Below are 26,531 nucleotides of genomic sequence, written 5' to 3'. Positions count from 1 at the left end.
GCCCATTCCCCGGAATCGCCGGAAGCGGATCTAGGCTGAAAGTCATGGCCGACCTCCCGCCGGATGCCGAGGCATCCGCTCCTCTCGCAGACCGCGCCGTCGAGCTCGCGCGGCGGTGGGCGATCGAGGCCGCGGCGGTCGATCCCGACCCGGCGGCGGCCCGTCTGGCCGGTGTGCTGCAGGATGCGAACGGCCTGCCGTTCACGCTCGGCTTCATCGACGGGGTGATGCGGCCGGAGAGCCTGACCGCCGCCGCCTCGCAGCTGCACCGGATCGCCCCGATCGTGCCGGAGTTCCTCCCCTGGTACCTGCGATCGGTCGTGCGGCTCGGGGGAGAGGTCGCCCCCGTCCTCCCATCACCGGTGGTGCCCATCGCGCGGCGGGTGCTGCGCGAGATGGTCGGGCACCTCGTCGTCGATGCCCGGCCCGCGAAGCTGGGTGCCGCGATCGAGCGGATCCGCGCCACGGGTTCGCGACTGAATCTCAACCTGCTCGGAGAGGCCGTGCTGGGCGAGGCCGAGGCGCGGCGACGGCTCGACGGCATCCACACGCTCATCCAGCGGCCCGACGTCGACTACGTCTCGGTCAAGGTCTCCGCCATCATCAGCCACCTGTCGATGTGGGCGTTCGACGAGGTCGTGGACCAGGTCGTCGAACGACTGCTGCCGCTGTACATCACCGCGGCCGCCGACGGCACCTTCATCAACCTGGACATGGAGGAGTACCGCGACCTCGACCTCACGATCGCCGTGTTCACGCGCATCCTGGAAGACCCGCGGCTGCAGGCGCTCGAAGCGGGCATCGTGCTGCAGGCCTACCTGCCCGACGCGCTGCCGGCCCTGCAGGAGCTCACCGCGTGGGCGGGCGATCGCGTCGCGCACGGGGGTGCTCGCATCAAGGTGCGCCTGGTCAAGGGGGCGAACCTGGCGATGGAGCACGTCGAGGCGACGATGCACGGCTGGACCCCCGCGACCTACGACTCCAAAGTCGACACCGACGCGAACTACCTGCGCTGCCTGGACTGGGCGCTGCGCCCCGAGCACACCGCCGCCGTCAAGCTCGGGGTCGCGGGACACAACCTCTTCGGCATCGCCTACGCCTGGCTGCTCGCGGGCGAGCGCGGGGTGCGGGACGCCGTCGAGTTCGAGATGCTCCTCGGCATGGCGCAGGGACAGGTGCAGGCGGTCGCCCGCGAAGTCGGCCCCGTGCTGCTGTACGTGCCGGTGGTGGAGCCCGCGGAGTTCGACGTGGCCATCAGCTACCTCGTGCGGCGGCTGGAGGAGAACGCCTCCCCCGAGAACTTCCTCTCCGCCGCGTTCCGACTCGGAGAGGACGAGACCCTGTTCGCCCGGGAGCGGGACCGGTTCCTCGACGCGCTCGATCGTTCCGGCGACGACACCCTCTTCGTCGGTCCCCGCCGCACGCAGGATCGCCTCGCCCCCGTGCACGAGTCGGTGCGGCCCGCGCCCCTGGCCCCGCTGCCGGAGACCGATCTGACGAAAGCCGTGCTCGGCATCTCCCGCGGATCCGGTGACGGCGACCGGGAGGCCTTCCTCGAGACCGCGGTGTACTCGGCGCGCGAGATGGAGCAGGACGCCGGCGGTGCGCCCGGATTCTTCAACACCGCGGACAGCGACCCGGCGCTTCCGGTGAACCGGGATTGGGCGCGGGAGGTGCGCGAACGCATCGGCTCCTCTTCTCTGGGCGCCGACACCATCGCGCTCGCGCGGATCGCCGATGCCGAGGCTCTCGAACAGGCGATCCAGGGGGTCCGCCGTGCCGCGCCCGCGTGGGGAGGCCGTCCGGCCACCGAGCGCGCCGAGGTGCTGCTGCGCTGTGCCGCCGCGCTGGAGTCGCGCCGGGGCGATCTCATCGAGGTCGCAGCGTCCGAGACCGGGAAGGTCTTCGCGGAGGCCGACGTCGAGGTGAGCGAGGCCGTCGACTTCGCCCGGTACTACGCGGCCAAGGCGCGCGAGCTCGACGCGATCGGCGGCGCGGTGTTCGTGCCCTCCTCGGTCACGGTGGTCACACCGCCGTGGAACTTCCCCCTCGCGATCCCCGCGGGTGGAGTGCTCGCTGCCCTGGCCGCCGGCTCCGGCGTCGTCTTCAAACCGGCACCGCAGGCGCGACGCTGCGCCGCCGTGATCGCCGAGATCCTGTGGCAGGCGGGCATCCCGCGCGATCTGCTGGCGCTCGTCGACATCGAGGAAGGCGAACTCGGCCGCGAGCTCATCACGCACGACGCGGTGGACCGGGTGATCCTGACCGGCGCGTGGGACACCGCCGCCCTGTTCCGCTCCTGGCGCCCCGACCTGCCGCTGCTCGCCGAGACGAGTGGCAAGAACGCGATCGTCGTCACCCCCTCCGCCGACCTCGACCTCGCGGTCGCCGACCTCGTCAAGAGCGCCTTCGGCCACGCGGGTCAGAAATGCTCCGCGGCGTCCCTCGCGATCCTCGTCGGACCGGTCGGGCGCTCCACCCGGTTCGCGCGACAGCTCGCAGACGCCGTGCGATCGCTGCACGTCGGACAGCCGACGGACCCGCTGTCCGAGGTCGGCCCGGTGATCGAGAAGCCCCAGGGCAAGCTCGCCTGGGCCCTGAACGACCTCGAAGGTGATGAGCAATGGCTCATCCGCCCGGTTCTCTCCCCGGACGACGACGGCAGCGGGCGGCTGTGGCGCCCCGGCGTCCGGGTGGGCGTGCAGCCCGGATCCCGCTTCCACACCGAGGAGTTCTTCGGCCCTGTGCTCGGGGTGATGCACGCCCCGACGCTCGCCAGGGCGGTCGAGATGCAGAACGCCGTGGCCTACGGCCTCACCGCGGGCCTGCACACCCAGGATCCCGACGACCTCGCGTTCTGGCTCGACCGGGTGCAGGCGGGCAACCTCTACGTGAACCGCGGCATCACCGGCGCGATCGTGCAGCGGCAGCCGTTCGGCGGCTGGAAGCGGTCATCGGTCGGACCGGGAGCGAAGGCCGGAGGCCCGAACTACCTCATCGGTCTCGGATCGTGGCGCTCCCAGCAGGGCGGGCCCGCATCGAGCACCCTTCACCTGCGAGGCCTCGATTCCCGGATCACGGCGCTCATCGAAGCCGCCCAATCCTCGCTCGAATACGAGTCGTTCGAATGGCTGCGCCGCTCCGCGCTGTCCGACGCCCTGGCCTGGGACCGCGAGTTCGGGCAGGTGCGCGACGTCTCGCACCTCGGCGTCGAGCGCAACCTCTTCCGCTACCGTCCCGTGCCGGTCGAGATGCGGGCGACAGGAGATGCGGCGCTGCAGGACCTGCTGCGCGTCGTCATCGCCGGTGTCCGCTCCGGCGCGGACTTCGTCCTGTCGACGCCGGTCGGGCTGCCGGCCGAGGTGCGCCGTGCCCTCGGCGACCTCGACGCTCCGGTGTTCCTCGAGAGCGACGACGAGTGGATGCAGCGGGTGCTGCGCGAGGGACACGACAGCGACCCCGCGGCACGACCGCGCCCCGATCGAGTGCGCCTGATCGGTGGCCGGACGCAGGTCGCGACGCTGCACACCGCGCTCGCGACGGCCTCCGGGGGAGACCCCGACCTCGCGGTGTACGACGGCGAGGTGACCGCGGCTGCTCGGATCGAGCTGCTGCCCTTCGTGCACGAGCAGTCGATCACCATCACCGCGCACCGCTACGGCAACCTCGACCCCTGGAGCGCCGAGGTCATCTGACTCCACCCGCGGCCGCGCTCGCCCGCGGCTCTGCAACCGGGATGGAGCGTGGTGTAAAGAATTCTTGACACGGGATGGACCCGGGCGTAGCGTGAGCGTGTCAACAATTCTTTACATGGAGGGCGTCATGGTCTACGAAGAGCGCAACGCGTGGGCGGGTCTCATCGTCAGCCCGATCGTGATGGTCGTGTACGTCACGCTGGTGCTGCAGCAGGCTGCCGGAGGGCCGCTCACCGACGTGGACTGGTTCCCGCTCATGCTGTGGGTGATCGGCGGGGGCATCGTCGGCACGATCGCCCTCGGCATCGTCTGGGGCATGATCGCGGGTGCGAAGGAACCGGACGGCGTCGGACGCTCGGACATCCGCGACCGGGACATCAGCCGGATGGGATCCCGCGTCGAGCAGGCGTTCGTCGTGATCGCGGGTCTCGGAGTGATCGTGCTCTGCGCGGTCGGGGCTGACGTGTTCTGGATCGCGAACACCATGTTCGCGGGGTTCGCCATCGCGGCGGTCGTCGGCGGCATCGCCCGCGTGACCGCCTACCGGCGAGGACTCGTCTGATGGTCAAGCCCACCCGTGTGTCGAACAGCATCCGTCTCCATCGCGAGCGTGCCGGGCTCACGCAGGCCGAGCTCGCCCGCACCATCGGCGTGACCCGGCAGACGCTCATCGCGATCGAGCAGGAGAAGTACTCGCCGACCCTCGAACTCGCCTTCCAGATCGCCCGCGCGTTCGGTGTCGGCCTCGACGAGGTCTTCGCCTACCCCGACGCGGAGGACGCATCATGAGCCGCACGATGTCCGCATGGCGACGCGAGAGCTACGGTCCCGCCGTCGGCATGACGCTCGAGCACATCGCGGTTCCGGTGCCCCGACGGGGCGAGGTGCTGCTGCGCGTGCGGGCCACCGCCCTCAACGCGGGGGATGTGCGGCTGATGCTCGGCGATCCGCTCCTCGTGCGCCCGGTCTTCGGCCTGACCCGTCCGAAGCACCCGGTCCGCGGGATGGAGGTCTCCGGCACGGTGGTCGCGGTCGGCCCCGACGTCGTCGGCGCCGAGATCGGGGAGGACGTCGTGGGCGAGCTGGTGGGCGGAGGCGGACTCGCCGAATACGTCCGTGTGCCCGCGTCGCGGCTCGTGCCGATCCCGCCCGACGTCTCGCCCGAAGCGGCCGCGTGCCTGCCCATCGCCGGAGGGACCGCGTGGCAGGCGCTCGATCTCGCGGGCGTCGGCCTGGCGCCGGGGACGGTGTCGCGGGTGCTGGTGATCGGTGCGTCCGGAGGTGTCGGAACGTTCACTGTGCAGCTCGCCGCGCTCCGCGGCGCCGAGGTCTGGGCGAGCTGCGGCTCCCGCAATGCGCCGCTGCTCGAGCGTCTCGGCGCCGTGCGCACCTTCGACCATCGGGAATCGCCGCTGAGCGAGCTCCCCTCGGAGCGCTTCGACGCGGTCATCGACGTCGCCGGCGGGATGCCGCTGCGGGAGCTGCAGCGGCTGGTCGTTCCCGGCGGGCACGTGGTGCTGGTCACCGGCGACGGCGGTCGGGTGCTGGGCCCGGTTCCCCGGATGCTGCGCGCCGCGGTGCTGTCTCTCGGATCGCGGCGCATCCGCCCGCTGGCCGCGAAGCCGCGTCCGGAGGTCCTCGCGAAGCTCCTGGAGCTCGTCGCCGACGGTCGTGTGGTGCCCGTGATCGATCGCGCATACCCCTTCGCCGAAGCATCCGCCGCTCTCGCCCAGCTCGAGGCCGGCCACACGGTCGGCAAGGTCGTGGTCAACGCCCCCTGATGCGGCCCCGGGCGCGTACCTCTGCTCCGGCGGGAGCAGGGGGAGCGCGGGGCGAGGCGGGTGCTGGCGGGAGCGAGGGGTGGATGGCACAATGGATGCGGCGTGCCCGAGTCGCATCTTCCCCGCCTCCGACGGAGCAGCGGGTCGAAGGACCGCCGGGCCCCTGGACAGCGTCCGCCTCGCCCGTTCATCCGAGGAGCATCCATGTCGACGCCTGAAGCCGCCGTCTCCGCCGCACCCGCCCGCACCGCGCACCGCCGCCACTACCTGATGTGCCGTCCGGAGCACTTCACGGTGAACTACTCGATCAACCCGTGGATGGAGCCCTCGCGGCCCACGGACACCGCCAACGCGGTGGCGCAGTGGCAGAAGCTGTACGACCTGTACGTCGAGCTCGGACACGAGGTCGAGCTCATCGAACCGCTGCCCGGCTACCCCGACATGGTCTACACGGCCAACGGCGGCTTCCTCATCGACGGCCGCGCCTACGTGCCCGAGTTCCGGTTCGTGGAGCGACAGGGCGAAGCCCCCGCCTTCGCCGACTGGTTCCGCGCCGCCGGCTACGACACCGTCATGCCGAAGGAGGTCAACGAGGGCGAGGGCGACTTCCTGCTCGTGGGCGACGTGATCCTCGCCGGCACCGGGTTCCGCTCCACCGGCGACAGCCACCGCGAAGTGGGTGAGGTCTTCGGCCGCGAGGTCGTGTCGCTCAACCTCACCGACCCGCGCTTCTACCACCTCGACACCGCGATCGCCGTGCTCGACCCCGTGCAGGGCCTGGAGAACGGCGGACCGGAGCGGGCGAACATCGCCTACCTCCCCGGAGCCTTCGACGACGCCAGCCGTGCCGAGCTGGAGAAGCGGTTCCCGGACGCGATCCTCGTGTCCGACGAGGACGGCGCGGTGTTCGGCCTCAACTCGTCGAGCGACGGCTACAACGTGATCATCTCGCCGCGGGCCAAGGGCTTCGAGAAGCAGCTGCGCGAGCGCGGCTACAACCCCATCACGGTCGACCTCTCGGAGCTGCTCCTCGGCGGCGGCGGGATCAAGTGCTGCACGCTCGAACTGCGGGGTGCGAAGTGACCCTTCGACAGGCTCAGGGACCCATCGAGGGCGCTTCGACGAGCTCAGCGACCCAGGGGGGCGGCTCAGCGACCCAGGGGGGCGGGGCGGCGACCCAGGCGGAAGCGCACGTCGCACACAACTACCACCCGCTGCCGGTCATGATCGCGCGGGCCGAAGGCGCATGGGTGACCGACGTGGAGGGCAAGCGCTACCTCGACCTGCTGGCTGCATATTCCGCCGTGAACTTCGGCCACCGGCATCCCGCGCTCGTCGCCGCGGCCACCGAGCAGCTCGGCCGGGTCACGCTCGTCAGCCGCGCGTTCCAGAGCGACCGCCTCGAGCCGTTCGCGGCCGCACTGGCCGACCTCGCCGGCAAAGACCTCGTGCTGCCGATGAACACCGGTGCCGAGGCCGTCGAGACCGGCATCAAGGTCGCCCGTGCCTGGGGGTACCGGGTCAAGGGCATCGCCCAGGGCAAGGCGCGCATCATCGTCGCGGCAGGCAACTTCCACGGACGCACGACCACGATCGTCAGCTTCAGCGACGACGAGCAGGCACGCGACGACTTCGGCCCCTACACACCCGGCTTCGACGTCGTGCCGTACGGGGACGCGGAAGCCATCGCGGCGGCGATCACCGACGACACGGCCGCCGTGCTCGTGGAGCCGATCCAGGGCGAGGCCGGGGTCGTGATCCCGCCCGAGGGGTACCTGCGCCGGATCAGGGAGATCTGCGACGAGAAGAACGTCCTGTTCATCGCGGACGAGATCCAGGCCGGACTGGGCCGCGTGGGCGAGACGTTCGCGTGCGACAGGGAGGGCGTCGTGCCCGACCTGTACCTGCTGGGCAAGGCGCTCGGCGGCGGCATCCTGCCCGTCTCCGCGGTGGTCGGGAACACCGATGTCCTCGGTGTGATCCGCCCGGGTGAGCACGGCTCGACGTTCGGCGGCAACCCGCTGGCCGCGGCGGTCGGGCTGCGCGTGGTCGAGATGATGCAGACCGGCGAGTTCCAGGAGCGGGCGCGCGCACTGGGCGCCCACCTCGACGCCGCACTGCAGCCGCTCCTCGGGAACGGCGTCACGGCTGTCCGCATCGCGGGGCTGTGGGCCGGCGTCGACATCGACCCCGCAAGGGGGACCGGACGCCAGATCGCTCAGAAGCTCCTCGACCGCGGCGTCCTCGTCAAGGACACGCACGGCCAGACGATCCGCATCGCGCCGCCCCTGGTGATCCGCGCGACCGAACTCGACTGGGCGGTGGAGCAGCTCAAGCTCGTGCTCGCCTGATCTCCCTCGGCCGACCCACCCCCTCGCGCGCGAACCGCCCCCTCAGGGGTCGCCCGCAAGGGGGTGAGTCAGCCAAAGGAGCCGTCTCAGGCAGGCGGCGAGTCGGGATCGAGGGTCTTCAGCGTGTCCTCTTCGGCGGCGTTGTCGGCGTCGAGCTGATCTTCGGTGCCCTCGTCTCCGCCGAGCGCGGAGCGGTGGCCCTGCCCGGCGTCGCCCTGGATGGCGCCGCCGGTCGACTCGCCGCGGGACGCGTCGCCCTGGATCGCGCCGCCGGTGCCGTCGCCCTGGCCGGAGTCCTCATCGGGAACGCCGACGCCCGGGGCGCCCTCGGCGGGGTCCTGCGGGTGGGGTGTGCTCTCCATGTTCTCGTCCATGCCCCCACCGTAGGAGCGCGGATCGACCCCGTGGAGGGCGTTGACAAAATCCGCCGGGAGGCTCAGGCTTCGAGATCGGGTCTTCTCGGCGTGCGGATCGGGGTCGTCACGGCCGCCTCGTCGCTGAACTCGATCGGATCGGGGCGATCGATGACGCTCAGCGGTCGCGTCTCGTCGAGGGTCAGCAGGAAGCGGCGGTTCTCGTCGCGACGCAGGCGCCCCGAGGTCGCCACCCAGATCACGCCGATCGCGCAGGCGATGAAACCGGCCGTGCCGCCGAGCATGATGGCGGCCCGAGGACCGAACGTGTCGGCGACCCAGCCGGCGATGGGCGCGCCCACCGGCGTCGAGCCCATGATGACGGCCATGTACAGCGCGAGCACGCGGCCGCGCAGGGCCGGATCGGTCGTGATCTGCACGTAGCCGTTCGCCGTGGTGAGGAGCGTCACGATCATGAAGCCCGTGAAGGTGAGGGTGACGGCGTAGGAGGCGTAGCTCGGCATCGCGGACGAGACGAAAGCGGCGATCCCGAATCCTCCGGCCGCGAGGATCACGACACGCACCCGCGCCCGGTCGCGGCGAGCGGCGAGCAGGGCGCCGATCAGCGAGCCGATGGCGAGCACCGAGCTGAGCACACCGTAGCCGTCGGCGCCCGCCCCGAACTCCAGCGCCATGGTCGAGGCGAAGATCGGGAAGTTCATGCCGAAAGCGCCGATCAGGAACACCGTGACGAACACGACCTTGAGGTCGCTGCGTCCCCACACGTAGCGGAACCCGGCGGCCAGACCTCCGCGGTTCCTGCTCTTCAGCCGCGGGGCGAGCAGGCTGCGTCGCATCAGCATCAGGGCGAGCAGCATCGCGAGGAACGTCGCCGCGTTCACGATGAACACCCAGCCGGAGCCGATCGCGACGATCAGGAGTCCGCCGACGGCCGGGCCCACCATGCGGGCCAGGTTGAACGAGGCCGAGTTGAGGGCCACGGCGTTCGAGGTGTCGCCCGCCGAGACCATGTCGGAGACGAACGCCTGCCGCGCAGGGGCGTCGAAGGCGTTCACGATGCCGAAGCCGAGCGCGAAGCCGAACATCATCGGCAGGGTCATCAGATCGTTGAGCAGGAGCACGCCCACCGCGATGGCCAGCGCGAGCAGCGCCGACTGGGTCGCGAACAGGATGTGCCGCCGGTCGAAGCGGTCGGCCACCCATCCGGTGAGGCTCACCAGCACGAGCGGAGGCCCGAACTGCAGCGCCATGGTGACGCCCATGGCGGTGGCGTCGTTGTCGGTCAGCTCGGTGAGCACCACCCAGTCCTGGGCGGTCGCCTGCATCCACCCGCCGACGTTCGAGATCAGCGCGCCGGCGAACCAGATCCGGTAGTTGATGTTCGCGAAAGAACGGAACATGGCGCTCATCGCTCGACCGCCCTTCGCATCAGCGCGCTGGCTTCGCGGAGGGTCGTCAGCTCCGCCTCCGTGTAGTCGACCTCGCGCAGCATGTCGGCCAGCAGTTCGTCGCGCCGCCGGATCGTCTCGACGACGATCGCGGACCCCGCATCGGTGATCTCGACCTGTACGCGGCGGCGGTCGTCCTCATCCGGCGTGCGCGCGACGAAGCCCTGCTCCTCGAGCCCGTTGACCGTGCTGGTCATCGAGGGCGCCGTCACCCGCTCGCGCTCCGCGAGGGCGGAGATGGTGCGTCGACCGTTCATGCGCAGGTCGGCGAGCACCGCGAGCTGCGCATCGCTCATGGAGTCGGCGGCGCGGGCGCAGCGGAGGCGCCGGGCCAGGCGGAAAGTGGCCATGCGCAGGTCTGTGGCGGTGAGGTGGAGGGATTCATCGGACGCAGACATTACTTAGATAGCCTATCTAATCTCCGCCGTGACCGACAGGGCAGGGGAGTGCCTCCGCACGCGGCACAATGGAGGGGTGACCCGAACGCTCGCGCTTGAAATCGCCGTCCAGGACCCCGCCGGAGTGCGCATCGCCCGAGAGGTCGGCGCTGCGCGCGTCGAACTCGCGACCGCCCTCGCTCTCGGAGGGCTGACGCCGTCGCCGGCCACGCTCGAGCTTGCGGTCGATGCGGCTGGAGCGGACGGCCCCGAGGTGCACGTGCTGGTGCGCCCGCGGGCCGGTGGCTTCCACTACGACGCCGACGAGCTCGCCGTCGCGGAGCGCGATGTGCGTCACGCGATCGCCGGCGGCGCCTCGGGCGTCGTGATCGGTGCGCTGGATGCCGACGGTCGCCTGGACGTGTCGGCGATGGCACGGCTGCGGGATGCCGCGGGCGGCGCGCCCGTCACCCTGCACCGCGCGATCGACGTGACGGCCGATCCGGTCGCGACGCTGCAGAGCGCCCGCGAACTCGGACTTCGCCGGGTGCTCACCTCGGGCGGCGCGTCCGCCGCGATCGACGGCATCGACACGCTCCGCGCGCTCGTCGCCGCGGCCGAGGGCGAGATCGAGGTCATGGCGGGAAGCGGCGTCGACGTCGCCAGCGCCCCGAAGCTCGCGGCCGTGGGCGTCGACGCGATCCACTTCTCCGCCAAGCGCGCCGTGACCGAGGACGGCGGCGTGCGCATGGGCTCGGCCTCCGACGGGGTCGGCGGCTACGAGGTGACCGACCGCGACATCGCCTTCGCGATCCGCGACGCCCTGGCCCGGTAGGCACCCGCGACGCGTGGTCGGTAGGCTCGCAGCGTGATGGATACCCGTGAGTTCACCGATGCCTACGGTGTCGACATCGTCTACGACGTCCATCCCGCCGAGGGGACACCCCGCGGCGTGGTGCAGCTGCTGCACGGCGTCGGCGAGCACGCCGGCAGGTACGGTGCGCTGATCGCGGCCCTCACCGGGGCCGGGTTCCACGTGTACGCCGACGACCATCGCGGGCACGGTCGCACCGGGATCCGCCAGCACGGCGGCCCCGAGCGGCTCGGCCGGCTCGGCAAGGGCGGACTGCGCGCGGCGAAGGACGCCATCTGGCAGCTGACCGGGATCATCCGCGAGGAGAACCCCGACCTGCCGCTCGTGCTGCTCGGCCACTCCTGGGGCTCGTTCCTCGCGCAGATGCTGGTCAACGACCACCCGGAGGCGTGGGATGCCGTCATCCTCTCCGGCTCCGCGCTGCGGACGCCGGGCTCTCTCAACGCCGCGCCGCTGAACGCGCGCTGGGCCGCCGAGGGGGCGACGGGCCTGGAGTGGCTCAGCCGCGACCCCGCCATCTGGGCGGCGTTCGCCGACGACCCCCTGACCACGGACGTCCCGCTGCTCAAGCTCTTCGGCCCGATCGAGGCCGCCCGGCTCTACGGCCGCCCCGCGAAGAACCTGGGCCGCGACATCCCGATGCTGCTGCTGGTCGGCCGCGACGACCCCGTAGGCGGACCGCGCAGCGTGCACAAGCTGGCCGACGAATATCGCAGCCGATCCGGGCTGACCGACGTCACGACGCTCGTCTATCCCGATGCGCGGCACGAGATCTTCGCGGAGCTGCAGCAGGACGAGGTGCGCGCCGACGTGCTCGCCTGGCTCGACACGCACATCCCGTCGCGCTGAGAACCCTTCCCGGGCTTCCCGGGTGTGACGCGGCGTTACGCGCGGTGAAGGCGTGTGACGCGAGGCCATCCGGGTGCGGAGCGCCGCCGTAGATTCGGGGCAGTATTCCGCGTATGAGCGAGGATGCGCCCGCGCGGCGCTGCCCTCGCGGGGGAGGATCCGCTCGATGAGCTTCGTCAAGGACTGGCAGGACTGGCATGCGTCGCGCGAGCGCTACGCGGGCTCGGAGTACGGCCCCTCGGCGCTGGAATCGACGAACTGGCTCATCACCGAGGCCGCCGCGGTGGACGGCATCCCCGGGCTGTGGGCCCTCACCGGCGATGGCGGCATCCGCGGCAGCGAACTCGGACAGGCGGGGTCGACGGTCACGCTGCGCGGCACGGAGAGCATCCGGCTCGGACGACGCGAGCTGCGCGTGTTCGAGCGCCACGGTGCGCTCGCCCTGCGCGTGCTCAACCCGGCGCGTCCGCAGCGGGAGTGGTTCACCGCGATCGACGCCTACGCGCCGGATGAGCGGTGGCGACTGCCGGCGATCTTCGAGGAGACCCCGGACGAGCAGATCGTCATCACCTCGGTCGACGGCGATGCCAGGGAGACACCGGTCGCCGGACGGCTGCGGTTCGAGCTCGCCGGGGCGCCGCAGACGCTGACCGTGACCAGGAACGGCCGCGGGGCGCTCGGCGCCGTCTTCGCGGACGGCACCAACGGATTGGAGACGTATCGCTTCCGGTTCCTCCCGATCGACGAACCCGCCGATGACGGGACTTCGGTGATCGACTTCAACAGGGCCTACCTGCCGCCATGCGCGTTCTCCGACCAGTTCGTGTGCCCGCTCCCTCCGCCCGGGAACCGCTACTCGACGCCCATCCGCGCGGGGGAGCGGGTCGTCGTGCTCGGCGGCTGACCCGCCGGATCGGGGCCGGCGCGCCTTAAGCTGGAGGCGTGCACGGAGAATACAAGGTCCCAGGTGGAAAGCTCGTCGTCGTCGACCTCGAGATCGAGGACGACCGGATCGCCCGCTTCCGTCTCGCCGGGGACTTCTTCCTCGAGCCCGACTCGGCATTGGACGACATCAACGAGGCGGTGAACGGCCTCCCTGTCGAGTCCGACGCGACCGCCATCGCCGCCGCCGTCCGCGGAGCGCTTCCCGACGGCGCACAGCTGCTCGGCTTCACCCCCGAAGCCGTGGGGACGGCCGTGCGCCGCGCCCTCGTCACCGCCCCCGGCTGGCGTGACTTCGACTGGGAGATCGTGCACGACAAGGCCGTCTCGCCGCGGATGAACCTCGCCCTCGACGAGGTCCTCACCGCCCGGGTGGGCGAGGGGCGTCGCCGTCCGACCCTGCGCATCTGGGAGTGGGACGAGTCGGCCGTGGTGATCGGGTCGTTCCAGTCGTACCGCAACGAGGTCGACCCGGAGGGTGCGGCCACGCACGGCTTCGACGTCGTCCGTCGCATCTCCGGCGGTGGCGCGATGCTCATGGCGGCTGGCCAGATCATCACGTACTCGCTGTACGTGCCGGCCTCCCTCGTCGCGGGCATGACGTTCGCCGACTCGTACGCGTTCCTCGACGACTGGGTGCTGCAGGCGCTGCGATCGCTCGGCATCGACGCGATCTACCAGCCGCTCAACGACATCGCGAGCCCCACAGGCAAGATCGGCGGCGCCGCGCAGAAGCGGCTCGCCAACGGAGGAGTGCTCCACCACGCGACCCTCTCCTACGACATCGACGGTCAGGTGATGACCGAGGTGCTGCGCATCGGACGCGAGAAGCTCAGCGACAAGGGCACCGCCTCGGCTGCCAAGCGCGTCGACCCGTTGCGCAGCCAGACCGGACTCGAGCGCGCCGAGATCATCGAGCGGTTCAAGGACACGTTCCGTTCGCTGACCGACGCCGAGACCGGCTCGATCACGGACGACGAGTACGCCGACGCCGAAGCGCTCGTGGAGTCGAAGTTCGCCACCGACGCGTGGCTGCATCGGGTGCCGTGACGACCCCGATCCCGACGACCTCTTCGACCCCTTCGACAGGCTCAGGGACCCAGGGGGAGGGCTCAGGGGCCGAAGGCCCTTCGACAGACTCAGGGGCCCAAGGCCCTTCGACAGGCTCAGGGGCCCAGGGCAAGGGCTCAGGGAACCAGGGCGAGGGCACGGGGAGCCAGGGGCGGGTGTCGATCATCGAGGGGGACAACCTCGCGGTCGCGGCGACGCTGCCCTCCGGTTCCTTCACGCTCGTGTACCTCGACCCCCCGTTCAACACCGGGCGCACGCAGGGCCGGCAGGTCGTGACCGCCCGACGGACGGTCCTCGCACAGGACCCCGCGGAGGCGACCGGGGAGGCCCTCGATCCGGAGGCTTCCGCTCCGGACGCCGAGGTGCGGCACGGGTTCCACGGCCACGCGTACGAACGGGTGCGCGGGATGCTGCGCGCCTATGACGACCGGTTCGACGACTACGGGACCTTCCTGATGCCACGGCTCGAGGAGGCGTGGCGGCTGCTCGCCGACGACGGAACGCTCTACCTGCACCTCGACTACCGCGAGGCGCACTACGCGAAGGTCATGCTCGATGCCGTGTTCGGGCGGGACTGCTTCCTCAACGAACTCATCTGGGCGTACGACTACGGCGCCAAGTCGCGCCGTCGCTGGCCCACCAAGCACGACACGATCCTCGTCTACGTGAAGAACCCGCGGGAGTACGTGTTCAACTCCGACGAGGTCGACCGGGAGCCCTACATGGCGCCGGGTCTGGTCACGGCCGAGAAGGCCGCGCGCGGCAAGCTCCCCACCGATGTGTGGTGGCACACGATCGTGCCGACGACAGGACGGGAGAAGACCGGCTACCCGACGCAGAAGCCGGAGGGGATCCTGCGGCGCATCGTGACGGCGTCGAGTCGCCCCGGCGATCGCGTGCTGGACCTCTTCGCCGGCAGCGGCACGACGGGAGCCGTGGCGTCGGCGCTCGGACGCGAGGCCGTGCTCGTGGACGACAACCCCGAGGCGGTCAGGATCATGACGGCGCGGATGCCGCATGCCGAGGTGCGCCCGGCCGACTCCTGAGGCCCGGCGCCTCGCCGCTCCCGGAGTGCGAGGCCCGACGCCGCTCAGGACGAGGGGGTGAGGTAGATCTTGCGCAGGGTCTCGGTGACGGTCCAGGTGGTGCGCATGCCGGCGGCGAGGCGCACCACGGAGCCGGGACCGACCTCGAGCGGAGGAAGCGCGGGAGACGTGAAGTCGATGCGCGCCCGTCCGGACAGCACCACGAACACCTCGTCGGCTTCGGTGTCGGTCGCGGTGCCGGGTGTCATCTCCCAGACGCCGATGCCGACGCCGCCGAGATCCCCGAGCGCGTGCACCGCGGTCGTCGGGTCCCCGGAGAGCACCTCGTCGACCGGCAGCGGTTCATGTGAGAGCGGCAGCGTCGTGGCATCCACTCCGGCGCCGGCGGCGAGGGCGCTCACGAGTCGAACCCCATGCCGAGCGCATCGAGCGTCTTGAGGAACAGGTTGCGCCTGCCTTCGTTGTGGTCGGCCCGATTCATCGCGGCGCGCACCAGATTGACGCCGATCGAGGCCGCGGGCTCGGGCGGGAACGGGATCGGCTTCTCGCGCACCATCCGCAGCTCGGTGCGCTCGGTCCGCTCGCCGGACAGCTTGTCGAGCATGACGTCGGCGGCGAAGCGGGCCGCTCCCACGCCGAGACCCGTGAAGCCGGTCGCATAGGTCACTCGCCCCTTACGGGCGGTTCCGAAGAACGCGCAGAACCGGCTCGACGAGTCGATCGCCCCGGCCCAGCGGTGTGTGAAGCGCAGGCCCTCCAGCTGCGGGAAGGTCGTGAAGAAGTGCGAGGCGAGCGTGCGGTGGCTCTCGATGCGGTCCTCGTACTCCGGGCGGATCCGGCCGCCGAAGTGGTAGATCGCGTCGTAGCCACCGAACAGGATGCGGTCGTCCCCGGTGAGCCGGTAGTAGTGGAACTGGTTCGCGCTGTCGGCGAGCCCCTGTCGGTTCGACCAGCCGATGGAGGCGAGCTGCTCCGCCGAGAGCGGCTCGGTCATCAGGACGTAGTCGTACACCGGCACGGTCATCAGCCGGTTGCGCTTGAGCAGCGAGGGGAAGACGTTGGTGGCGAGCGCCACGGCGTCCGCGATCACGCGGCCGTTCGGGGTGGCCAGGGTGATCGGACCGGACCCGTCGCCATCGATCGCGCGGACGATGCTGTGCTCGTTGATCTCGACGCCGAGGTCGACGGCCACGCGGGCCAGCTCCACACCGAGCTTCGCGGGGTGCACCAGTGCGCACCCGTCGCGGTCCCAGCCTCCGGCGAGGAAGGTCTCGGAATGCACCTCGGCCTGCACGGCTTCGCGGTCGAGGAAGCCGGGCTCTTCGCGGTACCAGTCCACCTGGTGCGGCTCGACGGCGACGGCCAGCTGGCCGGTGCGCTCGAACTCGGCATCCATGCCGTAACGCTCGATCGTCTCCCCGATGCCGTCGAGGTTGGCGTGGCCCAGCTCTTCGAGCCGGTCGATCTCCTCCGGCCAGCGGTTCACGCCGTTCTCGTGCCCGTGGGTGAGGCTCGACTCGCAGAAGCCGCCGTTGCGACCGGATGCGGCCCAGGCGATGCGCGAGGCCTCCAGCAGCACGACGCGGCGTCCGGGGTCGCGCTCCTTGGCGCGCACCGCGGTCCACAGTCCGGCGTACCCTCCGCCGACGATGGCGAGGTCGGTGCGGACAGTGCCGTTCAGCTGCGGGTGCGTCGGTCGATCGACATCGTCGAGCCAGAACACCCGCAGGGCGGTGTCGCGGAGCGCGGCGTCGATGACGCCCGCTGCAGGCCGCTGGCGTTCGAAGACGGTGGTGCCCATGGTGTCCTCCGAGGTGTGCGGTCGCGCGTCAGCGCGTGCCCCAGTTGTAGAGGTCTTTGTAGAGACCGGCGTAGAGCATGCTCTCGGTGTGCGCGACACCGGGGATGGTGCGGATGCGGGTCGCGATGAGATCGAGCAGGTGCTCGTCGCTCTCGCACACGGCCTCGACGAGGATGTCGAAAGCGCCGAGGGTGACGACCACGTACGCGAGTTCGGGGATCGCCGTGAGCTCTTCGGCGATCGTGCGGGGATCCCCCGAGACGCGTATGCCGATCATCGACATGCGGTGGAAGCCGAGCTGCATCGGATCGGTGACCGCGACGATCTGGATCACGCCCGCCTCCGTCAGCCGTTGCACGCGCTGGCGGGCAGCGGCTTCGCTGAGTCCGACCTCCCGGGCGATCTCGGCGTAGGGGCGGCGTCCGTCCTCCTGCAGCAGCTCGACGATCCGCTTCGAGATGTCATCGAGGGCGGGATGGGACGACTTCGCGCTCATGTGTCGATATTGTCACCGCCGAACGGTCTGCGCAACCGATTCAGTCGTCTCGTCCATTCTGATCTTCAGATTCCGCAGGGGAATCGATACCATGACCTCATGCTCAGTCAGCTTCTGAAGGATTCCGCGCCGCTGCAGAACTTCATCGGCGGGCGCTTCGTGCCCGCGCATGGCGAGGGGCGGATGCCTCTCATCGACCCGGTCACCGAGGAGACCTACGGTGAGCTCCCGGTCTCCGAACCCGGTGACGTGGATGCGGCCTACGCCGCCGCATCCGCCGCCTTCCCGCTCTGGCGCGACATGACGCCGGCCGAGCGGCAGCTCGCGCTGTTCCGCATCGCCGACGACATGGAGGCCCGCGCCGAGGAGTTCGCGGATCTGGAATCGCAGGACACCGGCAAGCCGCGGGGGAGCCTGGTCGCCGACGAGATCATGCAGTCGGTCGACCAGCTGCGCTTCTTCGCCGGCGCCGCCCGCAGCCTCGAGGGCAGGGCGGCGGGGGAGTACCTCGCCGGGCACACGTCCTTCGTGCGGCGCGAGCCCGTCGGCGTGATCGGGCAGGTCACGCCCTGGAACTACCCCCTGAACATGGCCGTCTGGAAGATCGCGCCCGCGCTCGCCGCCGGCAACACGGTCGTGCTGAAGCCCGCCGAGTCGACACCGCTCACCACGCTGCTGCTCGCCGAGATCGTCGCGCAGCACACGCCCGCCGGCACCCTCAACGTCGTGCTCGGCGACCGGGACACGGGCGTCGCGCTGGTCGAGCACCCGACACCGCAGATGGTCGCGATCACCGGCTCGGTGCGGGCCGGCATGGCGGTCGCGCGCTCGGCGGCGAACGACGTCAAGCGCGTCCACCTCGAGCTCGGCGGCAAGGCTCCGGCGATCGTATTCGCCGACGCCTCGATCGAGAAGGCGGTCGAGGGCATCATCGCAGGCGCCTTCTTCAACGGCGGACAGGATTGCACGGCGGCGACCAGGGTGCTGGTGCACGCCTCGCGGCACGACGAGCTGGTGGCGGCGCTGGTCGAGCGGGCGCGCACGCATGCCCGCACCGGAGGTCCGCACGAGGAAGGGGTGCTCTACGGGCCCCTGAGCAGTGCGGCGCAGCTCGCGCAGGTGCAGGGTGTCATCGATCGGCTGCCCGCCCACGCGACGATCGAGACCGGCGGTCGCCGCCAGGGCGATCGGGGGTACTTCTGGGAGCCCACGATCGTGTCCGGGGTGCGACAGGACGACGAGGTCGTGCAGGGCGAGATCTTCGGACCGGTCCTCACCGTGCAGGCGTTCTCGGCCGATGACGAGGCGCTGGCGATGGCGAACGACGTGCCGTATGCCCTGGCGGCATCGGTCTGGACGACCGATCACGCGCGGGCGATGCGGTTCTCGCGCGACCTCGACTTCGGGTGCGTGTGGATCAACACGCACATCCCGTTCGTGTCGGACATGCCGCACGGCGGATTCAAGCACTCCGGCTACGGCAAGGACCTCTCGCAGTACGGCTTCGACGACTACACGCGCATCAAGCACGTGATGAGCGCGCTCGACTGACGCGGAGCCGCGGGCGGGACGAGCCGGGCACGGAGGCTCAGCGCAGGGGCTTCACCCGACGATGCTCGCTCATCGTGAGCTGCGGGCGCTCCTCGATCTTGATGGCGCCGTCCTCCACCCAGCCGTGCCGGGCGTAGAAGGCGTCCGCGCGCTCGTTGCCGTCGAGAACCCACAGATAGGCCCGTCGGTATCCGGAGTCCGAGATGCGCTGCTCGGCGGCTTGGAGCAGCGCGTGCCCCGCGCCGGTCGACCAGGCCGAGGGGTCGGCGTAGATGCCGTACACCTCGCCGTCCGCGAGGCCGTCGGGGTCGCGGCCCGATCCGAACGACGTCCACGCGACGACCTGGTCGTCCCGCGTGGCGACGAGGAGTCCGAGCGTGGTCGGCAGCGGGTCGGCGATGTTGCGTCTCCAGCCGTCGGCCCGCTCGGTGATCGAGAGGCCGTCGAGGACCGACTGATCGATGAGCCCCCGATACGCGGCCTGCCAGGAGCGGACGTGCACGCCCGCGATCTCGTCGGCGTCTTCGGTGCGGGCGTCGCGGATCACCAGCGGGCTCATCCATCCACCCTAGAGGGCGGGCGGAGGCGAGGTCGCAATGGCGCCGGACGCGTCGATCAGCTCACGTTCTTCTGAAGCCACGGCATCGGGTCGACGGGCACGGTGTTGATGTGGACCTCGAAGTGCAGGCAGGAGCCGAACACGTATCCCGTCGATCCGACGTCGCCGATGTACTGACCGGCTTCGACGCAGTCACCCACCTCGACCGCACGGCTTCCGTAGGTCATGTGCGAGTACACCGTGCTCACGGCCTGACCGTCGACGATGCTCTCGATCTGGATCGTGACGCCGTAGCCCTGGTAGCTCTCGGTGGAACGGGAGACGCAGCCCTTCATCGCGGCATTGATCGGGGTTCCGACGCCGGCCGCGAAGTCCTGGCCGAGGTGCGACCGTCCCGGGCGCGAGGCGCCGAAGCCGTCGCTGAACGAGTAGCTCCCGTCGGCCATCGGCATGACGATGCGATCCGCGACCGGGATGTCGATCGCGCTGCCCAGGGGCATGCCGGCCGCGACCGCAGCGGCGGCGGCGCGGGAGCGGGTCTGCTTGATCTCCTCGGGCGTCGTCGCCGAGAAGCTGCCGCGCGGAGCGATGTCGACGCGGATGCCGTCGTTCGCCGTGTACGACTGGGCGATCCCGTCCGCGCTCACGGCGACGCGCGCGGTGTCGTCCTGAGCCACGGCGGGCTCGATGGCCGGCAGGGCTGCTCCGGTGATGAGGGCGCCGACGGCGAAGGTCGCGCCGAGCGCCTTGGCCTTCGCCCACCGGCGCTGCGGCTGGGCGGCGCGAGAGGGGGTGCGAGGGAGACGGACGCGAGGCCGAGACGCGCGGCCCCGCTCCGGCTGCGGCGGGGTCTGCGGCTGCGGCTGCGGCTCTGCGGGCTGCGGCCCTGCGGGGTGCGGCTCGGGCTGCGGCTCTGCGGGGTGCGGCTCGGGCTGCGGCTCTGCGGGCTGCGGCTCGGGCTGCGGTTCCGCCTGCACACGGGGTGTCGTCGCGGCTTCGGGGATGCTCGCGGTGCGGGGAGGCTGCGGCTCTGCGGTCGCGGAGCGCCGCAGGTCTCGCCGGAGGAGCGGTCGAGGGGAGGCGGGATTTTCGACGGGGGCGTCCGACGCGTCGCGGGCGCGCTCGGGAGGCAGGGAGTTCGTGGCGGGATCCTTCCGGGAAAAGCAGGCGTGCACGGCAGTCGATCCCCCCGGATGCCACCGTTACCGTTCTGTAACCTAAGCGACGCACCCGGGGGTCGTCAAATCGAGCGGGGGCCGGATCGCGCCGTCGTGCCTGTCGACGCGTGCGAGACGATGTGGCAGGCTGGGCGGGCACCGGCGCACGGACCAGACCCAGGGAACACATGTCCAGACCACTCGCGGGACCGCAGGGCCTGCTTCGCACGCTCAACGGTCGCGCGATCCTCGAGGCGCTGGCCGCCAGCGGTCCGCAGACCCGGGCGGAGCTGATGGCGAGGACCGGCCTGTCGCGCACGGCAGTCACCCAGGTGCTGCGGATGCTGGAGGCGGCGGGAGCCGTCGCCGCAGCCGGGGTCGACCGCGACACGAGGGGCCCCGCCGCCGGACGGGTCGCCCTGCACCCGAGACTCGGGTTCGCCGCTGCCGTGCACGTCGATCACCATGCGGCGCATGTCGTCCTCGTCGACCCCAGCGGCGCCGTGCGCGCAGAGGAACACGGCGACTTCCCGGCCAACGGCGATCGCGTCGCGCACATCGTCGCCCTCATCGAGCGCTGCCGACGCGGAGTGCGGGCCGCGAAGGAGGCCATCCACCTCGCCGTCGTCGGCGTCCCCGGGATCGTCACCGCCGACGGGGGCATCCGCGACGATCTGGGCCCGGACGGCGGGGCGTTCCGATCGGCTCTCGCCGCCGCCCTCGGCTGCCCGGTCCGTATCGAGAACGACGTCAACCTCGCCGCGCTCGCCGAACTCACCTCCGGCGCCGGCGGCGACCTCTCCAGCTTCGCGCTCCTGCTCCTGGACGATGGACTCGGTGCCGGCATCGTGATCGACGGCACCCTGCACCGGGGCTTCTCGGGAGTGGCCGGCGAGGTCATGTACCTGCCGCAGACGCCGCTGCCGATCGGAGCGCCGGTCGTCAGCGACGCCGTCGTCGGGGACCTCGCGCTCGGGGTGGGCAGGGATGCCGACGCCCCTCTGGCGGAGCACCTGGAGGCGGCCGCCCGCGGAGACGAGGCCGCGAGCCGCATCATCGCCGAGATCGGCAGACGCATCGTGCTCGTCGCCGGCAGCGTGGGTCTCGTGCTCGATCCGGAGGCTTTCATCCTCAGCGGCGAAGCCGCGCACCCCGCCCTCGTCGCGGCGGTCGATCGGGTCGCCGGCGAATACGCCGCCCAGCTCCCGCTGCGGTTCCGCGTCTCGTCCTTCGGCCCGGAGGCCCCGCTGATCGGCGCGATCAGCGAAGCGGGGTCCGCGCTGCGGAGCATGCTCTTCTCCCGCATCCTCACCCCGGCGCCCCGAGCCGGTCGGTGAGCCTCCCCCTCCGCACCCGACAGGATCCGCGATGACCGCTCCCTCCGACCTCGCCGACCGTCTCGGCCTGCCGCCCGGCGCCAGGGCGATCATCCTGAACGCGGACGACTTCGGCATGTGCCATGCCGCGAACACCGCGATCGTCGACCTGCTCGCCGGCGGCGGCGTCGACTCCGCGACCGTGATGGTCCCCTGCTCCTGGTCGCCGGAGGCCCTCGCCTTCGCGGCTTCCCGCGCCGACCTCGACGTCGGGGTGCACCTCGTGCTCACCAGCGAGTGGTCGCGCTATCGGTGGCGCCCGCTCACGGGTTCTGCGACCAGCCTCGTGGATGACTCGGGATTCTTCCCCGCCGATGTCGCCGCGGTCGAGCGGAACGCGCACGAGGATGACGTCGCCGCCGAGATCTCCGCGCAGCTCCAGGCCGCGCTCGATGCCGGCGTCGACGTGACCCACCTCGACAACCACATGGGCTCGGTCTACGGCCTCATCACCGGGCGCGACTTCCTCCGTCCGGTCTTCGAGCTCGCGGCTCGGCACGGCTTGCCGTTCCGGCTTCCCCGGCGCATGGACGGCGTCGGCGAGGACCCCGCGCTGCAGGCACAGCTCGACGGGGCGGCTGCCGCGGCGGACGCGTTCGGGGTCGAGATCATCGATCGACTCTGGTCGCACCCCTTCGAGCTCCTGCGGGAGGGCTCGCCGGATGAGGAGACCTACGAGCAGGTGCGCGACGGGTTCATCGCCCTGCTGCGCGCCGTGCCGGCCGGCGTCACCGAGATCTACCTGCATCCGATGGTCGACGACGAGGAGCTGCGCGCCGCTGTCGACTTCAGCGCGGCGAAGCGCGGCTACGAGGCGCGACTGCTCCGGGACCCGGCGGTGCTCCAGGCCGTGGCGGACGAGGGACTCGTGCGCATCGGCTGGCGCGCTCTGCGGGACCTGCAACGGGGGGCCGCCCAGTGACGTCGCTGAGCGAGCGCCTGCGCGACCGTCGCCTCGACGCCGCGCCCCGCCGCGCGCAGACGATCGCGTTCGGCGCATCGGGATTCCCCACGCAGCTGATGTCGCAGACGTTCTCGGCCTTCGTCGTCTACTTCTACGTGTCGCATCTCGCGGTGCCTGCGGCCTGGGTGGCGGTCGCGATGATCGCCCACGGCATCCTGAACGCCGTGCTGAACCCGATCGTCGGAGCGCTCTCGGACCGCATCCGCACGCCCTGGGGTCGCCGCATCCCGTGGATCGGCCTGGGCATCGTGCCGCTCGTCGTCGCGTTCGCGCTCGTGTGGATGCCGCCGGAGCTGCCGGCCGCCGGGCTCATCGTGTGGTTCCTCGTCGTCGTAGCCGTGTACGACGTCGCCTTCGTGGTGGTCGTGCTGAACATCTCGGCGCTGTTCCCCGAGATCTTCCGCACCACGGAGGAGCGCGCGCGGGGCAACGTGCCCCGACAGATCTTCGCGATCCTCGGGATGGTCTTCGGCACGGCCGGTGCCCCCGCCCTCTACAGCGCGCTCGGCTGGCCGGGGATGGCCGTCGTCCTGGCCTCCGTGTGCCTGGTGCTGCTCGTCTGGTCGTTCTTCGGCGGCATGATCGAGCGACGCGTCCCGGAGGCGTCGTCGGAGGCGATGCGCTGGCGCGACCAGCTCACGTACACGTTCCGCAACCGCGCATTCGTGCCGTACGTCCTCGGCTCGCTGTGCGTGCAGACCGCGATCGCGGTGATCCTCGCCGCCGTCCCGTTCTATGTGCGGTACTCGCTGCACGCGGCGGAGGGGGAGGGGAGCCTGCTGCTCGGGGCGATCTTCGTCACCGCGATCCCCTCGATCGTGCTGTGGAGCGCGGTGGTCCGTCGCACGTCGCCGCGGACGGCGCTGCTGTGGAGCGTCGCCGTCTTCGGTGTCGCCGTGCTCGGGTTCCTCGCGCCGTCGGACGTGCTGGGGGCGGCGCTGGTCGGCGTCGCGGTCGGCGTGGGCGTCGGGGGGCTGCTGCAGCTGCTCGAGGTCGTGCTCGCGCAGATCATCGACGAGGACGCCGTGCGCACCGGTCACCGCCGCGAGGGCGCCTACTTCGGGGTGAACGGCTTCGTGGTCCGCGGCTCCGTCGTGCTGCAGGCCGTGGTCGCCGCGGTGGTGCTGACGGCCTCCGGTTTCGACGCCGAGCTGGGGGACGCCCAGCCGGATGCGGTGGACGGCGCCATCCGGCTCATGCTGGCCGTCGTCCCTGTCGGCTTCACCGCGCTCGCCTGGCTCTGCTTCTGGCTGTACCCCATCCGCACGCGCGACCTCTGACACCGCCTCCGCGCTGTGTTTCGGAATACCGATGTGGGATGAGGGTCATCGGCCGACCCCGCCGCGCGTCGCGTGTTGGATGGGGGCGGCGGCCTGACCGGGGACGTGTGCGCGCGCACCGTTCCCCCACCGATGCGGAGTGACGACAGTGACCGAAGCGGGACGCGTCTCCGGCGACGTGCAGGTGGTCGCCGTGGACGATCTGTTCTTCTCGATGACCGATGATCGAGGGATCATCACGCACGCGAACACCGGGTTCGTGAAGTACGCACGGCATCCGCCCGCGCAGCTGCGAGGAGCGCCGCACAACATCATCCGGCATCCGAAGATGCCCGCGGGGGTGTTCTTCCTCATGTGGGAGACGCTGCGAGCGGGGCGGCCGTTCTCCGGCTACACGTACAACCTCGCCGCGGACGGCAGCACCTATTCCGTGTACGCCACCGTCACGCCGATGGACGGCGGCGGGTACCTCTCGGTCCGCCTCTCCCCGCAGTGTCCGGAATGGGAGAACACCGCGAACGCGGTCTACGCGACGGCCAGACAGCAGGAGGAGCAGCTGCGCTCGCAGGGGCTCCCGCGCCGCGACGTCGCCCGCCGGGGAGCCGAGCATCTCGGCGCGCTCCTCCGTGACGCCGGGTTCGCGTCCTACGAGGAGTTCCAGTGGGCGACGCTCCCGGCGGAGATCGCCCGGCACGACCAGCTGTCGGTCGGGCTGCCGTTGCGCCCGTCCGCCGCGGGGTCCGAGGCCGCAGACGCCCTGGAGCTGGCGCATCACCTGCGGGGCGCGCTCGACAGCTGGTTCGGGGAGCAGGCCCTCCTGGCCGAACTGTCCGAGTCCCTTCAGCAGGTCGGTGCGAAGCTCGGGGTCGAACTCGGGGCGACGCTCGGCGGCGACGACGATCTGCTCGCGGTCCACGCGGCGAGCGATCCGCACTTCCGCGAGGCGCTTCAGGTGTGGACGCAGATGCAGCCGATCGTCCGGACCTCGGTGCGTGACCTGACGAAGACGATCCATCAGCTGCGCCTCGAGAGCGAACGCACCCGGTTCTCCGTCGCGCTCGCGCACCTGCAGGCGACGATGACGGCCACGTTCCTCGCCGAGGTCGTCGATCGCGGCGCCGACGGCCGCGGATCCGTCGAGGAGGTCGTCTCCCTGACGGCGGCGCTGCGCCAGGGCCTGCGGGCGATGCAGGCTCAGACCGCCGCTCACCGAGCGCTGACCGCGAGCGCGATCAGCGCACTGGAGCGGACCTCGTCCATCATCAGCATCCCCCGGACCCTGCTGCTGAACTGGGCGTCCGAGGCTCCGGCCGTGACGGCGACCGGGGCGGGAGCGGCGATCGCGGCGGCCGTCTCCGAAGCCATCCATCGCACGGGAGGGACGTTCGCCGAGTTCACCGCTCTCGCCCGGCGGTGTCACGCGTCGGGACAGGAGCACGATTCCACGAGGGTCGGGGAGCTGCTCACGCGCCTGGAGGAGTCGGCGGCGCGATTGGGTGTTCCGCGGCCGGCTCCGGACGAGCGCTGACCGTCAGACGCGAGCGGCCTGCCGCGCCTCCCACCCGGTGCGCACCATCTCGTCGACGGTGTACCGCATCCGCCAGTCGAGGTCGCGGGCGGCCAGCTCGCCGGTCGCCACGATGCGGTCGGGGTCTCCGGGGCGACGCGGCCCGATCTCCGGCTCGAAGTCGATGCCCGTGACGCGCGCCACGGCATCCATGATCTGCTTCACGCTGAGTCCATCGCCGGAGCCGAGGTTGTAGGCCGCTTCGATGGGCTGGCCGGCCGTGAGGCGCTGGGCCGCGGCGACGTGGGCGGCCGCGATGTCGCCGACATGCACGTAGTCGCGCACGTTCGTCCCGTCCTCCGTGTCGTAGTCGTCGCCGTTGATGCGCGGGGTCTTCCCCGCGAGCAGCGCCTCGAAGACGATCGGGAAGAGGTTGTGCGGGCTGACGTCGTAGACGGTCGGATCGGCCGATCCCACGACGTTGAAGTACCGCAGCGAGGTGTGCCGCAGCGGGTGCTCCGAGTCCGCCGTCGCGATCGCCTGGTCGCGCAGCAGCCATTCGCCGATGAGCTTGGACTCGCCGTAGGGACTCGCCGGCTTCTTCGCCGTGTCCTCGACCACGAGAGAGACGTCGGGGGTGCCGAACACGGCCGCGGATGACGAGAACACGATGTTCGCGACCCCGGCGGCTTCCATGGCCTCGAGGATCACACGGGTGCCCTCGACGTTCTGCGCGTAGGTGTGCAGGGGGCGCTGCACCGAGACCCCGGCGTACTTGAAGCCGGCGACGTGGATCACGCCCTCGGCCTCGTGCTCGCGCAGCGTCCTCTCGACCAGAGCGCGATCGAGGATGCTGCCCTGCACGAAGGGCACGCCCTCCGGGACGAACGAGGCGACGCCGCTGGACAGGTCGTCGAGCACGACCGGGGGAAGGCCGGCCTCGGCGAGGGCCCGCACGACGTGCGCACCGATGTAGCCGGCGCCGCCGGTGACGATCCAGGACATTGCTCTCCTCTTCCCCTGCCGCGGCGG

Annotated in this window: 25 protein-coding genes; 16 read left to right on the top strand and 9 right to left on the bottom strand. The window is 71.1% G+C overall.

The annotated features are described in order from the left end of the window. Positions 1-44: 44 nt before the first annotated feature. The 6 genes from CSX12_RS16345 to rocD all read left to right on the top strand — a co-directional run bounded on the left by CSX12_RS16345 (position 45) and on the right by rocD (position 7,827). A complete protein-coding gene (locus tag CSX12_RS16345) occupies positions 45-3,695 on the top strand; it encodes a bifunctional proline dehydrogenase/L-glutamate gamma-semialdehyde dehydrogenase (protein WP_124896476.1) in 3,651 nt (1,216 codons plus the stop codon). Between the two features lie 97 nt (positions 3,696-3,792). Further along, complete coding sequence (locus CSX12_RS16340; protein WP_241160494.1) at positions 3,793-4,257, top strand: hypothetical protein; 465 nt, start codon at positions 3,793-3,795, stop codon at positions 4,255-4,257. Continuing rightward, complete coding sequence (locus tag CSX12_RS16335) at positions 4,257-4,484, top strand: helix-turn-helix transcriptional regulator (protein ID WP_124896475.1); 228 nt, start codon at positions 4,257-4,259, stop codon at positions 4,482-4,484. The genes CSX12_RS16340 and CSX12_RS16335 overlap by 1 nt, the downstream gene beginning before the upstream one ends. Further along, on the top strand, positions 4,481-5,476 hold the full coding sequence (locus CSX12_RS16330; RefSeq protein WP_124896474.1) for an NAD(P)-dependent alcohol dehydrogenase: 996 nt from the start codon (positions 4,481-4,483) through the stop codon (positions 5,474-5,476). The genes CSX12_RS16335 and CSX12_RS16330 overlap by 4 nt, the downstream gene beginning before the upstream one ends. Positions 5,477-5,680: 204 nt before the next feature. After that, positions 5,681-6,559: a dimethylargininase gene (gene ddaH / locus CSX12_RS16325; protein WP_017204173.1), complete on the top strand. Its 879-nt coding sequence runs from the start codon at positions 5,681-5,683 to the stop codon at positions 6,557-6,559. Next, positions 6,556-7,827, top strand: coding sequence for an ornithine--oxo-acid transaminase (gene rocD, locus CSX12_RS16320; RefSeq protein WP_124896473.1), 1,272 nt, complete (start codon positions 6,556-6,558; stop codon positions 7,825-7,827). Before ddaH ends, rocD begins: the two co-directional genes overlap by 4 nt. Before the next feature lie 86 nt (positions 7,828-7,913). Here the strand turns inward: rocD and CSX12_RS16315 are convergent, their stop codons facing one another. The 3 genes from CSX12_RS16315 to CSX12_RS16305 form a co-directional block, all read right to left on the bottom strand. Then, entirely contained in the window at positions 7,914-8,201 is a 288-nt protein-coding gene (locus CSX12_RS16315; protein WP_124896472.1) for a hypothetical protein, read from the bottom strand. 62 nt (positions 8,202-8,263) lie between these two features. Next, entirely contained in the window at positions 8,264-9,601 is a 1,338-nt protein-coding gene (locus tag CSX12_RS16310) for an MFS transporter (RefSeq protein WP_017204176.1), read from the bottom strand. Between the two features lie 5 nt (positions 9,602-9,606). Continuing rightward, complete coding sequence (locus CSX12_RS16305) at positions 9,607-10,047, bottom strand: MarR family transcriptional regulator (protein WP_124896471.1); 441 nt, start codon at positions 10,045-10,047, stop codon at positions 9,607-9,609. 76 nt (positions 10,048-10,123) lie between these two features. Here CSX12_RS16305 and CSX12_RS16300 point away from each other — a divergent pair, with 76 nt between their 5' ends. The 5 genes from CSX12_RS16300 (at position 10,124) to CSX12_RS16280 (ending at position 14,808) form a co-directional block, all read left to right on the top strand. Beyond that, positions 10,124-10,861, top strand: a complete 738-nt coding sequence (locus CSX12_RS16300) for a copper homeostasis protein CutC (protein ID WP_124896470.1) — start codon at positions 10,124-10,126, stop codon at positions 10,859-10,861. A gap of 36 nt (positions 10,862-10,897) precedes the next feature. Then, positions 10,898-11,749, top strand: coding sequence for an alpha/beta fold hydrolase (locus CSX12_RS16295; RefSeq protein ID WP_124896954.1), 852 nt, complete (start codon positions 10,898-10,900; stop codon positions 11,747-11,749). Positions 11,750-11,915: 166 nt separating this feature from the next. Further along, positions 11,916-12,653 (top strand): DUF1684 domain-containing protein, encoded by a 738-nt coding sequence (locus CSX12_RS16290; RefSeq protein ID WP_124896469.1) that lies wholly within the window; start codon positions 11,916-11,918, stop codon positions 12,651-12,653. Between the two features lie 38 nt (positions 12,654-12,691). Further along, positions 12,692-13,741, top strand: a complete 1,050-nt coding sequence (locus CSX12_RS16285; RefSeq protein ID WP_124896468.1) for a biotin/lipoate A/B protein ligase family protein — start codon at positions 12,692-12,694, stop codon at positions 13,739-13,741. Between the two features lie 176 nt (positions 13,742-13,917). Continuing rightward, positions 13,918-14,808, top strand: a complete 891-nt coding sequence (locus CSX12_RS16280; protein WP_124896953.1) for a site-specific DNA-methyltransferase — start codon at positions 13,918-13,920, stop codon at positions 14,806-14,808. Positions 14,809-14,852: 44 nt separating this feature from the next. On the opposite strand, the gene CSX12_RS16275 is transcribed toward CSX12_RS16280, so the two are convergent. The 3 genes from CSX12_RS16275 to CSX12_RS16265 are packed head-to-tail and all read right to left on the bottom strand — an operon-like array spanning position 14,853 to position 17,105. Then, on the bottom strand, positions 14,853-15,209 hold the full coding sequence (locus CSX12_RS16275) for a cupin domain-containing protein (protein ID WP_124896467.1): 357 nt from the start codon (positions 15,207-15,209) through the stop codon (positions 14,853-14,855). After that, positions 15,206-16,609, bottom strand: coding sequence for an FAD-dependent oxidoreductase (locus CSX12_RS16270; protein ID WP_124896466.1), 1,404 nt, complete (start codon positions 16,607-16,609; stop codon positions 15,206-15,208). Before CSX12_RS16270 ends, CSX12_RS16275 begins: the two co-directional genes overlap by 4 nt. A 28-nt stretch (positions 16,610-16,637) precedes the next feature. Continuing rightward, positions 16,638-17,105 carry an Lrp/AsnC family transcriptional regulator gene (locus CSX12_RS16265; RefSeq protein ID WP_017204185.1) on the bottom strand — a complete coding sequence of 156 codons (468 nt, stop codon included), beginning with the start codon at positions 17,103-17,105 and terminating at the stop codon, positions 16,638-16,640. 99 nt (positions 17,106-17,204) lie between these two features. Here CSX12_RS16265 and CSX12_RS16260 point away from each other — a divergent pair, with 99 nt between their 5' ends. Beyond that, the gene (locus CSX12_RS16260) at positions 17,205-18,656 is read left to right on the top strand and encodes a gamma-aminobutyraldehyde dehydrogenase (protein WP_124896465.1); all 1,452 of its coding nucleotides are present in this window, start codon (positions 17,205-17,207) and stop codon (positions 18,654-18,656) included. A gap of 37 nt (positions 18,657-18,693) precedes the next feature. On the opposite strand, the gene CSX12_RS16255 is transcribed toward CSX12_RS16260, so the two are convergent. Further along, entirely contained in the window at positions 18,694-19,215 is a 522-nt protein-coding gene (locus CSX12_RS16255) for a GNAT family N-acetyltransferase (RefSeq protein WP_124896464.1), read from the bottom strand. Positions 19,216-19,271: 56 nt separating this feature from the next. Beyond that, positions 19,272-20,390: a M23 family metallopeptidase gene (locus CSX12_RS18755; protein WP_241160493.1), complete on the bottom strand. Its 1,119-nt coding sequence runs from the start codon at positions 20,388-20,390 to the stop codon at positions 19,272-19,274. Between the two features lie 170 nt (positions 20,391-20,560). Here CSX12_RS18755 and CSX12_RS16245 point away from each other — a divergent pair, with 170 nt between their 5' ends. The 4 genes from CSX12_RS16245 to CSX12_RS16230 all read left to right on the top strand — a co-directional run bounded on the left by CSX12_RS16245 (position 20,561) and on the right by CSX12_RS16230 (position 25,520). Further along, positions 20,561-21,709, top strand: a complete 1,149-nt coding sequence (locus CSX12_RS16245) for an ROK family transcriptional regulator (RefSeq protein WP_124896463.1) — start codon at positions 20,561-20,563, stop codon at positions 21,707-21,709. Positions 21,710-21,740: 31 nt separating this feature from the next. Next, on the top strand, positions 21,741-22,670 hold the full coding sequence (locus CSX12_RS16240) for a polysaccharide deacetylase family protein (RefSeq protein WP_124896462.1): 930 nt from the start codon (positions 21,741-21,743) through the stop codon (positions 22,668-22,670). Continuing rightward, positions 22,667-23,992: an MFS transporter gene (locus tag CSX12_RS16235; protein ID WP_124896461.1), complete on the top strand. Its 1,326-nt coding sequence runs from the start codon at positions 22,667-22,669 to the stop codon at positions 23,990-23,992. The genes CSX12_RS16240 and CSX12_RS16235 overlap by 4 nt, the downstream gene beginning before the upstream one ends. 139 nt (positions 23,993-24,131) lie before the next feature. Then, entirely contained in the window at positions 24,132-25,520 is a 1,389-nt protein-coding gene (locus CSX12_RS16230) for a PAS domain-containing protein (RefSeq protein ID WP_124896460.1), read from the top strand. Positions 25,521-25,523: 3 nt separating this feature from the next. Here the strand turns inward: CSX12_RS16230 and galE are convergent, their stop codons facing one another. After that, complete coding sequence (gene galE / locus CSX12_RS16225) at positions 25,524-26,504, bottom strand: UDP-glucose 4-epimerase GalE (protein ID WP_124896459.1); 981 nt, start codon at positions 26,502-26,504, stop codon at positions 25,524-25,526. Positions 26,505-26,531: the final 27 nt, after the last annotated feature.

The sequence above is a fragment of the Microbacterium sp. Y-01 genome (assembly GCF_003856715.1).
In the GTDB taxonomy this organism is placed as follows: Bacteria; Actinomycetota; Actinomycetes; order Actinomycetales; family Microbacteriaceae; genus Microbacterium; species Microbacterium algeriense.
Note: the sequence above shows the minus strand (reverse complement) of the source record. Positions and strands in the feature narration are given on the sequence as shown.